The following is a 14,740-nucleotide window of genomic DNA, read 5'->3' as shown; positions in this document are numbered from 1 at the left end:
CTTACTTTTAGTACGTATAATTTCTCTAAGTGTAAATTTAAAACTTCAATTATAGAATTTATCCGCGTTTGAAGTTAACTTTTAAACTGAACGGGGGATTGAATGTCAAGAATCCTAAGAATCAACACCAGAACCAAAGAATTTCGTTTTGAAGAGCCGGGTATTTATTCCGGTCTTGGCGGTCGGGCTTTAACTTCCCGCCTTGTCAACAACGAAGTTCCTGGTGATTGTCATCCTCTTTCGGCTGACAATAAACTGGTTTGGGCTACTGGTTTGCTGGCTAATTCAGGAGCTGCAAACTCAGGTCGTCTTTCATGCGGAGCCAAATCTCCACTGACAAAGGGTATCAAGGAAAGTAATTCAGGAGGACAGTTTGCTCAGGTAATGCCTAGGCTTGATCTTCTTGCAATTGTTTTTGAAGATAAACCGGAGAATGGTTCTGAATTTTCTCTTGTTGAAATTTACAGTGACAAAGTAATTTTCAAGGATGCAGCTGATATTGTGGGTAAAGACAACTATGCTGCTCATGAGGATTTAAAAAAAATTTACGGCGATAAAGCTGTTACCGCACTGGCCGGTCCTGCCGGAGAGAAGTGTCTGACTGCATCAACTATTCAATTTTCTGATCCCCATAAAAATCCAGCCCGTTCTGCCGGTCGTGGCGGTTTGGGAGCTGTTATGGGATCAAAGAAGATTAAAGCAGTTATACTCGATCCTGCTGCCAAGGGTCGTGGCAATCCTGCTGATCCTGAAAAATTTAAAGCAGCGCGTAAACGCTGGACAGAAATTTTGACTGGTCATCCCGTGACCAGTGAAGGGCTTCCTGCTTACGGTACTTCAATTCTGGTTAACATAATCAATGAAGCCGGAGCATTACCAACTAAGAATTTCAGATATGGCCGTTTTGACAAAGTGGCTGACATTTCAGGTGAAAAGATTGCTGAAGTTATTGAATCACGCAACGGTAAGACTAAAGAGGGATGTCATACCGGATGTGTAATTCAATGTTCGCAGCGTTATAACGATAAAGACGGTAACTATGTTACTTCCGGTTTTGAATATGAAACCGTCTGGGGCTTCGGAGCAAATTGTCTGGTAAGCGATATTGATGATATTGCGCTGATGGATCGTATTTGTGATGAAAAGGGCGTAGACACCATTGAAATGGGCTGCACAATAGGTGTGGCTATGGATGGCGGCATACTTCCATGGGGTGACAGCAAAGGCGCTATTGAGTTGCTCAAAAAAATAGGTTCAGATGATCCTATGGGACGCATAATTGGTAACGGTACCGATTTTGCCGGTCAGGCTTTTGGTGTGGACAGGCTGCCTACAGTGAAGGGGCAAAGTCTGCCTGCATACGATCCGCGCTCCGTTAAGGGTGTTGGTGTAACTTATGCTACAACTCCTATGGGAGGAGACCATACCGCTGGATATGCCGTTGCAACAAATATTCTGAAAGTTGGTGGTGATGTCGATCCACTAAGCAGAGAAGGGCAGATTGAATTGTCCAAGAACTTACAGATTGCCACTGCAGCGATTGATTCTTTAGGACTTTGTCTTTTCGTTGCTTTTGCTGTTCTGGATACAGAGGATGCCGTACAGTGTATTTGTGATATGGTTTCAGCCAATCATGGAATTGAGTTTACAGCCAATGACTTTATTGCTCTTGGTGTTGATACATTGAAAAACGAGCTTGAATTTAATGTTAAGGCTGGATTTACCAAAAAGGACGATCAGCTTCCAAGATTCTTTAGTAAAGAGAAGCTGGAACCTCATAACTCCGTTTGGGATTACACAGTCGAAGAATTGCAGGCTGCCAAGGTTTAGTAATTCTTACTTATAGCTAAAATAAAAAACGGGCTGAAATCTTCAGCCCGTTTTTTTGTTAAATCAATATATTAATATCAGGTTCAACCCAACATCATGTAATATCTTCTGATCATATCAGAAGGTATGGTTGAGTCCCAGTGTCCCGTAAATCTGGCAACTGTGTAGTATAAAAGCAGAATGCACAGGCATCCTATTCCTATAGTTGCATAGGGAAGTGGTTTTTTGCTTATTCTATCCACAACATTCATACAGTTGTTAACCGGACAGGTTGCTACACATTCAGTACAGCCTATGCATTCTGGGGAATTAACTATTATTTTTTTATCAACTTCAATTCCAGCAGGACAATTTTTAGTGCATTTGCCACAATGAATGCACGTGTCTTCATCTCTCTTTACTGCGACCGGAGAAAGCTTTGCTATAAGTCCTAGCAGGGCTCCATACGGACATAAAAATCTGCACCAGAAATATGGAATGATAATCCCGATTAATACAATCGCAACAATCACAAGGCCTGCCAGTAAGCCGGGATGCATGAAAAATTGAAGCATTCGTGCATCTGAAGTAATGTTGAATGATGATCTTATAAACCCATTAATTTCATTGGAATTCATTTTAATAATGACTCCAAATAGAAAGAAGGTCATTAAGACATATTTAGGAATTAAAAAGAAAATTTCCTTTTTGCCTTTTATCTGGCGTGTCAGCTTGAGTTTCTTTCCAATTCTATTGGTTATGTTGTGGATAAAGCCCACCGGGCAGAGGTGTCCGCAAAAACCTTTACGAAAAATAAGGGACATAACAAGTATGGCTATGAAAATAGTCAATCCTGCTGGATGGACTTCATCATAAACTCTGTCAGTGAACAGTCGTTTGAAACCCATAAGAGCACTTATTGGTAGAAAACCTTCTACTGCTCCCGGTTTTTTTACCAAAACATCAGTTGCCCCTGTAGCCCATAAGTAAAATTGATAGAAACGATAACCTATAAAAAGGCAAAACAAAGTCATACCGCCTTGAAGAGCGGTTCTTAATAAGCGAGGACTTATTTTCATCATTGATTTTTTAGTCGAGTTCCTTGAAATCGTTATAAACGTAATCCCTCAAAGCCTGAACCCACGGGCGTGGTGTAATGCCTGTAACTTCGGTGAATTTTTGTGTGTCCAAGACGGAGTATGGTGGTCTTGTGGCTATTGTGGGATAAGCACTGCTGGGCACAGGTTCTACTCTGCAATCAATTCCCGCGCAGTTAATGGCCTCATCAGCAAGTTCGCACCAGCTTGATTTACCGGAGTTCACGATGTGATACAGCCCGTGGCAATCGCTTTCAAGTAATTGCACAGTGTGCAAAGCAAGGTCCGGAGTATAGGTCGGAGAGCCGTTTTGATCATGCACAACGGTTAAGTTGTCACGGTCTTTGGCCAAATTAAGTATCTTGTGGACAAAATTTGTTTTATGCGGGCCGAACAGCCATGCTGTCCTGATTATGAATACTTTTTCATAACCAAGTTTGAAGATTTCTGTTTCTCCTGCAAGTTTGGTCTGCCCATAAACTGATACAGGATTTGTAGTATCATTTTCTGTATACGGATGGTCTTTAGTTCCGTCAAAAACGAAGTCTGTTGAGTAGTGAACAAAGGCTGCATTGTGAGTTTTTGCTGCTCTGGCAAGCATTACCGGCAGAGTTGTGTTTAATAGATGTGCCTGAGAAGTTTCTTCTTCAGCCTGATCCACTTTTGTGTATGCGATTGTGTTTATGATATAGTCTGGAGATTCTCTGTCTAAAAATGAGTTCAGTGATGTGTCATCCAATGGATCAAAATCGGAGCGTGAAAGTGCAATGGTTGAAACTCCTGCTTTATTTAAAGCCGTAGTAACAGATTGCCCCAGCAAACCATTTTTACCACCGAAAATTACAGCTTTTTTACCTTCAAGGTTAATCATTTTCGCTCTCCATACCATTTATCCATGAAATCCAGATAGGTTCCACTGCGAACTTTTTCCAGCCAATCATCGTTGGTTTGATACCATTCGATTGTTTTGGATAAGCCCTCTTCAAAACTGTATTCAGGTTTAAATCCAAGTTCTTTTGCAGCAAAATCAAAATTCATGGCATATCTGCGGTCATGACCGGGACGGTCTTTAACAAAAGTTATCAATGATTCATCTCTGCCGAGGATTTTCAAGAGTCTGCGGACGAGGTCAATGTTTGAAACTTCGCTGGCTCCACCAAAATTGTAAGCATTGCCCGGAGTTCCATTCAACAAAGTGAGTTCAACACCTGTGCAGTGGTCATCAACATAAATCCAGTCTCGAACATTCAGTCCGTCACCGTATACAGGGAGCTTTTCGTTTGAGGTTGCTTTGGTGAACATAAGAGGAATTAGTTTTTCAGGGAATTGATATGGTCCGTAGTTGTTGGAGCATCTGGTTATGCAGATGGGGAAATTATATGTTTCAAAATAGGCTCTTGCAAAAAAATCAGCGCTGGCTTTAGACGCTGAATATGGACTGTTGGGGGCTAGTGGAGTCTTTTCTGTAAAAGCAGGTTCATCCATTGAAAGTGTACCATAAACTTCATCAGTTGAAACATGGACAAATCTGGTTATTCCAGCCCTTCGAGCACATTCCATCATATTTTGGGCACCCCTGATATTTGTTGAAATAAAAGGTGATGGATCATTTATGGACCGGTCAACATGTGATTCTGCCGCAAAATTGACAACAGCTTCAATTTTGAATTCTTCCAGTGTTGAAAGGACTGTTTCCTGATCACAGATATCACCATGAACAAAATGATATCCGGGATCTTTTTCGAGATCTATCAGGTTTAACCTGTTGCCTGCGTAGGTAAGTTTATCGAGATTGATTATTGTCCAGTCTGGATGGCGCTTTTTCATAAGGAAAATAAAATTTGTCCCGATGAATCCACAACCTCCGGTAACTAATATATTCATAAATTCTCCATTCTGTAATTCTGGCTGCAACAGCAGCGGACAACATAGCCGCAACAGGTCTGTTATGCAACTTTAATGCTTATTAATGTCTGTAACAAACAGCATTACTAATGCTGGATGACAATATTAACAGATTTTAGACTGTAACATTTGATAAAAAAGATATATTTCAACTGAAAAGCTGACTCATAGCCTGATACAGTGCAATGCCTGCAGATGTTGACAGGTTGAGACTTCTTATTTTTTTATTGATAGGAATATTTATTGAAGAGGAATCATCGGTGAAAAATTCTATTGGAAGTCCGCGGGTTTCAGGACCAAAAACTATTAAGTCTCCTGCTTCAAATTTAAATTTGAAGATATTTGTTCCTCTTTTTGCACTGGTGAAGACCAATCGTCCTTCAGGACCGTTCTGTCTGAATTGTTCCCAGTTTTTCCATACGGTAAGGTTTACGTTTGGCCAGTAATCTAATCCCGCTCTTTTCAAATATTTGTCAGATAGAGAAAATCCAAGTGGTTCAATCAAATGGAGCGGTGTATCTGTACCGGCACAAAGGCGGGCTATGTTACCAGTATTAGGGGGTATTTCCGGTTCGAAAAGTACAATGCTGAATTTATTCATATCCTTCTACTCATTTATAAAAAGCAGATTGATATCAGTACTTTTCCGGCAGGGCAATCATAAAAATCCGGTACTATTTCTTAATTGAAAGGATGGAAATGAAAATTTAAATTTTTGCTTTAAAGAGATGCAGCTTAAATTTCTTTAAATGTAGTAATTATTTTAGCTGGTTGTTCTGATCATAATTTTATAGAGCAGTAGAAGGCTGTTTTTGGTTGTTCATAAAAAGGAAATCACCGAACTGTCGTGGAGGCTGCCGATAACGCTGTCTGTAAAATTATTCTTTTAGTGTCGTTTCGGTCTAACCATTTCTTCACGGGCAGCTCAGTGGATTTCCTGAGTCGGAACAGATTTTCATAGGGAAACCCTCTGTTTTAATGGCATTTGCCTTTTAATTATAATGGTGTTGGTTTCTCATTTTAAATCTGAATTCCTAATTTGTTATATTGCATCTAATGTGCCAAAAGATGTTTATTTTTTAATAAAGATGTCAAAGTGAGCTTAAAAGATTATAACCAGTTTAATTTATACATATTTAATACACGAAAAAAAATGTTGAGACTGCGCCATGCAAGAATCTTTGCTTTTGAATGAAAATTTTTAGTTTAAGACGTCAATATTGTGTCATTCAATAATGTACATTTGAATGCTGTCTGCTTAACACGCTATCTCCGATAACGTTTAACCTGAATTATTCGTGGATCGGACAATTTTTATTATCGGAAACGTCTGAAAACATTTAGCTGAACAAGCAGGATCATTCACTGCACACTCAGACGATCTTGGCGAGATCTTTCAGATGTAAAAGTCAATGCCTCCTCGGATTTTTTAAAATATTCTTCAATAAGTTATATTTATTGTAGATATATGCGTCTTAATAAGAAATGGAACACGTCTGAGCTCACAATAAGCAGTCTGTACTTGATATCATGCTCTCACTAAATTAAAATGAAGAAATTAGGCTACTACAGCTGGAGTAAAATGGTTAGGTTACGTTGTCTCCGGTTAAATGCTGACATAGGCTTTTTCCTTCTTCAGTTTTGTTCTTTTCGACCATTTCTTGGTCCATATGGCGCGAGTCCTTATGCGCTGTAAAAAATCTTTGCAATATGGAATGGAGATAACAATGAAAAAGCTTTATTTTTCACTCTCGTTGGTTGTGCTACTGCTGCTTTTTGGAGCTTGGCTGGTATCTTTTTTTCAATGGACTTCTCCTACGATCCAAAACTCAATAAATACAACTGCGTCCTCGGAAACCGTCAATAATGCGACTGGAAGCATACAAAGTGATCAGGGTCGACCCTTAAGCGTGGTTTTCAACCCGCCAGCCCCTGAGGATGCCCCGGCCAAAATTCGTGAGGAAGTCATGCTCGGCTACAAGATCATGACTGAAACTAAAAAATATGCTGGGGAATATGTCGGAGATAATCTCTCATGCACTAACTGTCATTTTGATGGAGGCCGGGCACGCGAAACTTTATCGCTGGTAGGAGTTGCCGCCAAGTATCCCGCATATCGGGGCCGCAGGGCTTACACTGCTGATCTGGGACTGCGAACACAAGGCTGCTTTGAACGCAGTATGAACGGTAAAGCTCCTGCTCTGGACAGTCAGATAATCCAGTCTCTTATGGTTTACTACCACTGGATTTCTAAAGGTATTCCCATATATGAGAATGTACCTTGGTTGGGTATAGATCATGATCTGAAACTTAAAAGGAAGCCGGACGTAATTGCAGGTAAGAAAGTATTTCAAGACGTTTGTGCGCGTTGCCATGGTAATAACGGCCACGGAACCGAAATAGCACCACCTTTGTGGGGCGAGCATTCTTTCAACGATGGAGCCGGCATGAACCGGGTGCGGACTTTCTCCGTTTTCACCTGGCGCTTTATGCCTAAATCAAGCCCGGGCCTCAGCAAAGATCAGGCTCTGGACGTAGCCGGATATGTTCATGCGCAGCCCCGGCCACATTTTGTAGCTACACATCCCAATAAGATCAAAAGGATTATACCGTTAGAGGAGGAGGGTGTACGATGAACTTTCCTCTGCTGCACATTCCTTGGTTAGGCGATGGTATGACCATCGCTCTTGACGCTGTATTGCATGTGGTCATCAGCCATGGAGTTGCTATCGGTCTGACCATTATGGTCGCACTGTTTCAAACTCTCCATGCAACAGGAAAAGGACGTTTCTGGGGCGATATTGCCCATTCCTTGCTCCTGCCGATAGTCATTATTACAACTTCTGTTGGTGCGGTAACCGGTGTAGGTATCTGGTTCATTACCGGAGCTCTTGCTCCGGGGGGCATCGGTTCCCTCATTCATTTGTTCTTCTGGCCGTGGTTTATTGAATGGCTTGCCTTCACCACCGAAGTAATCATTTTGTTAATATACTATTATAACTGGGATCGTTTAGCCGAGTCCAAACCATATACGCTGATGCTTTTAGGCTGGGGATATGTGGTTGCCGCTCTGATATCAGCCGTACTAATTTCAGGAATTCTCGGCTTTATGCTCACCCCGGACGGCTGGCCTTGGAACGGAACTTTTGTTCAGGCGTATTTTAATCCTACATTCCTACCCCAATGTATTTTACGCATCGCGGCAGGTATAGCTCTGGGAGCAATGTTTGCTATAGGCTGGCTCGGATGGCGTTATCACGGGGCTGATAAAAATCGTGGTCAAGCCTTACGCTTGTGCGGATTGGTACTGCTGATAGCAGGTATAGTTACTGGAGCAAGTGCAGTAATCTATTTTAGCCGTGTGCCGGAAACCTTTTTGACCCATTGGCGTTATGCTGTCGCAACCTCAAAGCTGGCACAGTTCACTTGGCTGTTGCCACTGGTCAACGCCGTGGCGGTACTGTTTATTGTGCTCACAGCTGTGACCGCAATGCTGCGACTGCGTAGAACAAGCATGTTTTTATTTATACCGACTATTATACTCTGTCTTGGTATGGTCACAGAATTCGAGCGCGTACGTGAATTTGTGCGCGGACCATATTTACTGCCCGGTTACATGTTTGCCAATCAGATTAAGTTGGAACAATGGGTCGCTGCACGAAAAGAAGGCCGAAGCATGTTGAAATCCATGAAGTGGATTGCAGCAAATGATGTGCAAGCCCCGGCAGCTGTTGCGGGCAAAGCTCTTTTTGATGCAAACTGCGGAGCCTGTCACACTTTGGACGGGCTGAACAGTATCAGTCAGCGGCTTCGTGGTAGAACGCTGGAAGGAGTCAATGCAATTACAGCAATTACTCAGCAACTGGCTCCGTTTATGCCGCCGTTTACAGGCACAGATCAGGAACGACTGAGCATGTCAACCTATCTCTATTACTATGCAAATAAGGATGTGGTATTGCGTCCGAGACTTATGAAGGAGGGCAAATGATGGGCCAGACTACTGATCTCTTCTTAAGTATGCCTATGCCGGATGGCTGGCTGCATTTTATACTGTTCGTTCTTTTCGGCCTACATTTGCTGTTCGTGTTGTTAATGCTTGGCACCGCGATGATGAGCCTTATTTTCTATCTGCAAAATAAGCTGTCATCGGATGGCGTAGGCCTGTCTTGGAACCGGAGTTTCATTAAGCCCCATCTTGGGCTTAAAAGTATAGCCGTAGTACTTGGAGTAGGACCACTGCTGGTAATGCAGATCATATATTCCTACGGGTTCTATACAACTACAGGACTTTATTCATACTCGTGGCTCGCCATAATTCCTCTACTCATCGTGGCGTTTCTGTTGATTGAGCTATTTGAACACCGCATGACCACAGGAACACTTCTGCCTCTGACGGCTGGAGTTCTTGGACTTGGAGCCTTGCTTACGGTCCCTGCTATCTTTACCGGAGTTATGTCTCTGATGGAACGTCCGGGAGACTGGGCCGTATTCGGAGCACATAAAATGGGCCTGAGTGAATTATATATACCACATTGGTTGTTCCGTTATCTGCACGTCTTAGGTGCGGCAATAGTTTTCGGGGCAGCCTTCCATCTTTTTGTCACCGCAAAAGGTGATCAGGATAAAAAAGTCCGGATGCGCTGCTGGATATTGGGTGGTATACTGTTTCAAGTTGTCGTGGGAGTCCCATTGCTGATTTCAGTATCAAGTATTTTTAATTGGCAGGTGCTCACAGCTGTTACCGTCGGCACAGCCGCCGCAATGATCGCCGCTTGGATGATGTTCTCCGGCTATGATAGCAAACTGGGAACAACATGCAATCTACTCTGGATTCTACCTGTAATCTTTGTGGCCATGCTGGCAGCACGGCAGTTTCTTCAGGATTCCACGATGATCGTCCAGAATAATCAGGTTATAGCTCTGCAAAGGGCGCAGGATAAAGATTTTGCGCAGTTTAAGTCTCAAGCACTTAAAATTTATCAGTCTAAGCTGAATACTATTTATGACAATGGAGCAACCATTTATGATGGAAGCTGTAGCTCTTGCCACGGCACAACTGGTCTGGGTGATGGTCCTTCTGGGCGACGCCTGCTGATTAAACCTGAAGTTCTTGCCGCGGTCCACGCGAACCGGAAATATTTACGCAAACTCGTTCTGGAGGGAGTGGAAGGAACTGGAATGCCATATTTTCGGATGTTCGACGGTAACAAGATTGATGATCTTTTAGCAGAAATGCAATCTCGTTTTGCTATCTTTAGTAAAGCATCTTCTGGACCGAAAGGAGATAAAGCTGCGGCTAAATCTATTTGGGCAAATACATGTGTCACCTGTCATGGTGAAAATGGCGCCGTCACAGAGTTTGGTTCCACGCTCCATCCTATTCCACCGGATTTGCGTTATTACTCTCTCAGCCCGGAGCGTTCCATGGAAATAATCACCAACGGCTATCCCGGTACGGTTATGCAGCCTTATCGCCAGCTACCTCTTGCTACGCGGCAAGGATTGGTTGATTTAGTTGCCAGCCTGTGCGACATGTCAGCACAGAATTAGAGTTAAATTAGACAGATACTTAAACCTGATAAAAAGCCCCTTGACCAAGTTTCGGTCAGGGGGCTTAACTTTTGTTACGCGAATAGCAGGTGGCTGTTTTAATAGGTTTTAAAAAATTAGTTGCTGCAAATATCTGCCTATCTTGGAACGAAATTAATTCCATATTCAATAGTTGCTGCAAATCATTAGTGGTATTTTTGTACGTTTTTGTTTCAGCTTAATTGAACAGTATTGGATACATTTAATCAAGCTGTTTAGTTGCATAGTTTGTTAATCCTGTATTAACCCAGAAAATTTTGTCATTCCATTTTTCCGGTAATATTTTGGTCAGTTGCACTAGAATTGCGACAAAGAGCATTGAAAAAACAAGCCGACCCCAGAAAAGACCGGAGATATGGCCACCAATCATCATTAAAAGCAATGTATCTTCGATGAGGCTGTGACAAAGGCTCATTAGAGTTAGAGAGTAGAAAACATCTTTATGACTTATTTTGCCAGATTTTACCTCGTGGATTATCATTCCTCCGCCGTATGAAAGCCCCATAGTCAAGCCCACGACGGTTAATGCTGAAGCTTTAGGTCCAATACCCATTAGTTTCAGCACGGGGCGAAGTAGAAAATCCATGGCAGTCAGAATTTTGAGTGCTGAAAGTATTCTCATTACGATCAAAAGCCCAAGAATGACGAAGTAAATTGATATTAGATTTCTGGCTTCCCCTATGGCCCATTGCAGAATTGTTTCATCAATATTGGTTTTATCAGGAGTCAGCAGAACTGTTGCGGTGTTATTAAGCACATTCAGTTCAGAAAAAATAAAATGAAGGATAAAACCAAGTGCAAACGCTCCGAATAATCTGGCTAATCCTTGAAAAATTATTCTTGGTCCGGAGCTTTGCACAACTCTTAATTCTACAGGCAAAGAGTGGGCAACCAGAATCATTGCTCCTAAAATTGTTGCCTGAGCAGAGGTCAGAGCAAGATCTTTTGACAAGGATAGAAAAACTATCAGCCCGCTGTAAATATTGTTTATAAGGGCTGTGGCCCAGATCAAGCCAGTTTCAGGGGGGAGCCCGACAGTTTTCATTATCGGACCAAGTGGAGCGGCTATATAACCTATTAACCCGAATTCCTGAAGTATCTTTACCGCAATAACAACAGGAATCATTATTTTAAAAAGCTCAAAGGATATAGTTCCGGCATTTTTGATCAGTTTGCCGGTTTCTTTAAATAATTTTTCTGTTTGTTTCATACTTCAGGTTTTATTAACTTAAAATTTTTATAAAATCTGCACGATAAAAAGCAGGGAGCGAACTGAAAGTCCGCTCCCTGTAAAAAAGTCATAAATTGAATTAAATTAATCTTCACGAAGTCCTGCTATTGCATCTTCTTCTGTGTCATATAATTTAAAAATTTTATTTAATGCGGCAATATCAATAATTTTTTTTACTCTGTCATTGATATTGAACATGGCTATGTTGCCTTTTTCTTTCATTAATCTGTTCCGCAAAGTAATAATTGTTCCAATCCCCATACTGTCCATAAAATCAACTTTGCTCATATTCAGAGCAAGGATGAAGTTTTTATTTTCCAATGTTGGAGCAATGAGCCTTTGAAATTCATGGCTGACTGAGTGATTGAGTTCCTGACAATTGATATCGACTATAGTTATTTCATCTTTCTGTCTGAAATTGAGTTCCATATTGTATCCTTGATCCTTTTAGTTAGCTTTAGCAGAACTTGGTTGTATGAATAAGTACACTTCATTGGTGGTTCCTGCAAGAGTGTCTCAGGCTGGAAAGCTTATTTTAAAAGTCGTTCCATTCTCGGAAGTTATATCCAGTTTACCGTTCAGCTGATGTACTAGGGTATCAATCAGTGTAATACCGAGAGACTGGCTTTGATCCGGGCTGAAATTTTCTGGAAGCCCGATTCCATCATCTGCAACGGTAAGTACTATTTTATCGTCTTCTTTGATGAGGATTACACTCATGTTCCCGATTCTTTTCTCCGGAAAAGCATGTTGCAGTGCGTTTGTAACCAGTTCATTAATTATAAGTCCACAGGGAACTGCCGTATCAATGGTCAATCTGATGTCACTGATATTGAGCTTCGTCGTGATTGTTTCTGAGATTGAATATGAATGGAGAAGGAAATTTACCAGAGATTGCGTATATTCATGCATATTGACTTTAGAAAGGTCCGATGACCTGTACAGTCTTTCGTGCAGAAGTGACATTGATCTGACTCTGTTTTGGCATTCTCTAAAAAGATTCTGAGTCTCCTTGTCAGATGCATAACCACTTTGGAGGTTGAGAAGGCTGGAGATAACCTGAAGGTTGTTTTTTACTCTATGGTGTATTTCCTGCAACATAACTTCCTTTTCTTTGAGGGAAGCTCTGACCAGTTTTTCAGTTTCTTTTCTCGCTCTTATTTCTTCAGAAAGAGCTTTATTCATCAGCTGCAGCTGTGTTGTCCGCTGATTTAGTTCTTCCGTTCTTTTGTTGATGCGCAGTTCAAGCTCTTTTCTGTAACTTTCATTTTCAACCAGAAGCCTGACTCTGTTTAAAGCTCTGTTGATAGCATCATTTAAATTTTTAAGATCTAAAATCGGCTTTGAAATATAGTCCCATGCTCCGAGCCTGATTGTTGCAATTACGTCATCAAAAGATCCGGTCCCAGAAACAACAATAACCGGTGTCTGTGGGGATTCTTTAGCTATTCTTTTCAAAACTGTCAGGCCGTCGACTTCGGGCATTCTCAAATCTAGAAGAATCACATCCGGTTTTTCTTCTTGAAAAACACTCAATCCTTCTTCTCCGTTTACAGCCTGTATTGTGAGATAACCGCAATCCTCAAGAAAGTGTGCTATAGACATGCGAACACTTTCATCATCATCAATTGTAAGTATTTTAATTTGTTCAGGCATTTGTCAGAGCTGTCCTTTCAGTCAGAATCTTCACCGCGTAAAAAAATGGGTAAGTGGCTGTGATGTTATCAATTGCCAAGCTATAATGTTTTGTTTAACAGTAACCCTAAAATTAGCATATAAAAAAATTTATTACCATATTGTTGTTAATTAGTTTTTCCTGTTAATGTTTATCTCAGTATATAAGGCGGAGTTTGAGGAGTGCATGTTGAGTAAAATAAGGGTAATGCTTGTCTCCATCCCGGGTAAAGCCCGGCAGGCATACACCGAGTTATTGAACAACATCGGTGTAGATTATGATGTTGTTGATAATTTCAGTCATATTAAAAGGGATTACAATCAGGTTAAGTATAATGGCTTTTTGATCGATGTGGCTACAATTGTCCGTTCCGGGTCGCGTGAAAAGGTTGAAGCCAATCATCTGATAGAACGGTTTCCAGTTTTAAGGGTTAATTATCATTCTTCAGGAGGTTCAATTAAGGGACTTCCTTTTGGTAAATTCTCAGGAGACGGGATGACCGTTGAAGAATTTATCAATACAGAATGTAATTCCTTTCCTTCACGTTCACTTCGCGGCAGCAAACGGATATCTAAAAAATTAAATATACTTCTTTTACGAAGCGAGTCGCAGCCTCGTGGAACCGGTGAGAAATCCATAACTACAGACCTTTCAGCTGACAGTGCATTCTTATATTCAACCTCTCCATGGGAAGAAGGTGAAAAAGTCTGGTTAATTGTTAAAGAACTATCTGACCATACTCCTATAGAAAGTATTATTCAGAGAGTTGTGCCATGGGGTGTTAAAAATCAGTTTCCTGGTATTGCGGTAAGATTTTTAAAAATGAGTTCAAAGCAATCAGAAGAATTTGTAATGATGTTTTAGGGCGGATTATATGAGTGAGAAAAAAGATAATAAAAAATTTGAAGGGACTTTGGAGTGTATGGCGCGCGGGATACTGGTAGGAGGCTCGCTTGGAGCTATTGCCGGTTGGTTTTTTATGGATTTTCAACGTGCCCTCGGGCTTGGGATGCTGGTCGGTTGTCTGGCTGGAGTCACAATGAGAAATGTTCGAGAAAAGAAAGAAGAAGATTAAAAATGCAAACAAAAAACCCCGAATAAATTCGGGGTTTCAGATTGATGACAAAGTCCTCGCCTTTTGGCGGGGACTTTTTTATATTATTTGCATGTTAAAAAAATCTGATCAAAAGCAAGTCACTGTTGAGCTAGTAACAATTGAAGAGCTGGTTCCTGAAAACCATTTACTTCGAAAAATAAATAAGTTTATCGACTTTTCATTTATTCGAGAGAAGACCAAGCATCTTTACTGTGAGAACAATGGTCGTCCAGCAATTGATCCAGTTGTTCTTTTTAAGATGTTATTTATTGGGTATATATTTGGAATTCGCAGTGAGAGGCGTCTTGTCAAAGAAATACAAGTCAATATGGCTTATC

The 14,740-nt window shown here is 41.2% G+C and carries 14 protein-coding genes; 7 read left to right on the top strand and 7 right to left on the bottom strand.

Annotated elements, in window-relative coordinates; translation table 11 throughout:
* Positions 1-102: 102 nt before the first annotated feature.
* Positions 103-1,830, top strand: coding sequence for an aldehyde ferredoxin oxidoreductase family protein (locus G496_RS0103295; protein ID WP_027178018.1), 1,728 nt, complete (start codon positions 103-105; stop codon positions 1,828-1,830).
* 83 nt (positions 1,831-1,913) lie between these two features.
* Here G496_RS0103295 and G496_RS0103290 read toward each other — a convergent pair whose 3' ends face one another.
* The 4 genes from G496_RS0103290 to G496_RS0103275 form a co-directional block, all read right to left on the bottom strand.
* A complete protein-coding gene (locus tag G496_RS0103290) occupies positions 1,914-2,768 on the bottom strand; it encodes a 4Fe-4S binding protein (RefSeq protein ID WP_245577856.1) in 855 nt (284 codons plus the stop codon).
* 130 nt (positions 2,769-2,898) lie between these two features.
* Positions 2,899-3,777: a dTDP-4-dehydrorhamnose reductase gene (gene rfbD / locus G496_RS0103285; RefSeq protein ID WP_034632264.1), complete on the bottom strand. Its 879-nt coding sequence runs from the start codon at positions 3,775-3,777 to the stop codon at positions 2,899-2,901.
* Positions 3,774-4,790, bottom strand: coding sequence for a dTDP-glucose 4,6-dehydratase (rfbB, locus tag G496_RS0103280; protein WP_027178015.1), 1,017 nt, complete (start codon positions 4,788-4,790; stop codon positions 3,774-3,776). Before rfbB ends, rfbD begins: the two co-directional genes overlap by 4 nt.
* Positions 4,791-4,959: 169 nt before the next feature.
* Positions 4,960-5,412 carry a tRNA (cytidine(34)-2'-O)-methyltransferase gene (locus tag G496_RS0103275; protein ID WP_027178014.1) on the bottom strand — a complete coding sequence of 151 codons (453 nt, stop codon included), beginning with the start codon at positions 5,410-5,412 and terminating at the stop codon, positions 4,960-4,962.
* A gap of 1,126 nt (positions 5,413-6,538) precedes the next feature.
* On the opposite strand from G496_RS0103275, the gene G496_RS0103270 reads away from it, so the two are divergent.
* From G496_RS0103270 to G496_RS0103260, 3 genes are read left to right on the top strand one after another with little or no spacing between them, the layout of a single operon-like run.
* Positions 6,539-7,447, top strand: coding sequence for a c-type cytochrome (locus tag G496_RS0103270; protein ID WP_034632261.1), 909 nt, complete (start codon positions 6,539-6,541; stop codon positions 7,445-7,447).
* A complete protein-coding gene (locus G496_RS0103265; RefSeq protein ID WP_027178012.1) occupies positions 7,444-8,799 on the top strand; it encodes a c-type cytochrome in 1,356 nt (451 codons plus the stop codon). Before G496_RS0103270 ends, G496_RS0103265 begins: the two co-directional genes overlap by 4 nt.
* Positions 8,796-10,361: a c-type cytochrome gene (locus G496_RS0103260; RefSeq protein ID WP_245577855.1), complete on the top strand. Its 1,566-nt coding sequence runs from the start codon at positions 8,796-8,798 to the stop codon at positions 10,359-10,361. Before G496_RS0103265 ends, G496_RS0103260 begins: the two co-directional genes overlap by 4 nt.
* Before the next feature lie 241 nt (positions 10,362-10,602).
* On the opposite strand, the gene G496_RS18710 is transcribed toward G496_RS0103260, so the two are convergent.
* The 3 genes from G496_RS18710 to G496_RS0103245 all read right to left on the bottom strand — a co-directional run bounded on the left by G496_RS18710 (position 10,603) and on the right by G496_RS0103245 (position 13,287).
* Complete coding sequence (locus G496_RS18710) at positions 10,603-11,610, bottom strand: hypothetical protein (RefSeq protein ID WP_051294805.1); 1,008 nt, start codon at positions 11,608-11,610, stop codon at positions 10,603-10,605.
* A 105-nt stretch (positions 11,611-11,715) separates the two neighbouring features.
* Positions 11,716-12,060, bottom strand: coding sequence for an STAS domain-containing protein (locus G496_RS0103250; protein WP_027178010.1), 345 nt, complete (start codon positions 12,058-12,060; stop codon positions 11,716-11,718).
* 87 nt (positions 12,061-12,147) lie between these two features.
* Complete coding sequence (locus G496_RS0103245; RefSeq protein WP_027178009.1) at positions 12,148-13,287, bottom strand: histidine kinase dimerization/phosphoacceptor domain -containing protein; 1,140 nt, start codon at positions 13,285-13,287, stop codon at positions 12,148-12,150.
* 208 nt (positions 13,288-13,495) lie between these two features.
* Between G496_RS0103245 and G496_RS0103240 the strand changes: the two genes are divergently transcribed.
* From G496_RS0103240 to G496_RS18705, 3 genes are all read left to right on the top strand, one after another.
* Positions 13,496-14,170, top strand: a complete 675-nt coding sequence (locus tag G496_RS0103240) for a hypothetical protein (protein ID WP_027178008.1) — start codon at positions 13,496-13,498, stop codon at positions 14,168-14,170.
* A 10-nt stretch (positions 14,171-14,180) separates the two neighbouring features.
* Positions 14,181-14,381 carry a hypothetical protein gene (locus tag G496_RS0103235; protein WP_027178007.1) on the top strand — a complete coding sequence of 67 codons (201 nt, stop codon included), beginning with the start codon at positions 14,181-14,183 and terminating at the stop codon, positions 14,379-14,381.
* Positions 14,382-14,472: 91 nt separating this feature from the next.
* Positions 14,473-14,740 (top strand): transposase (locus G496_RS18705; protein WP_169725733.1); only part of this gene is annotated, 268 nt, incomplete at its 3' end.

The organism is Maridesulfovibrio bastinii DSM 16055 (genome assembly GCF_000429985.1).
GTDB lineage: Bacteria > Desulfobacterota > Desulfovibrionia > Desulfovibrionales > Desulfovibrionaceae > Maridesulfovibrio > Maridesulfovibrio bastinii.
Note: the sequence above shows the minus strand (reverse complement) of the source record. Positions and strands in the feature narration are given on the sequence as shown.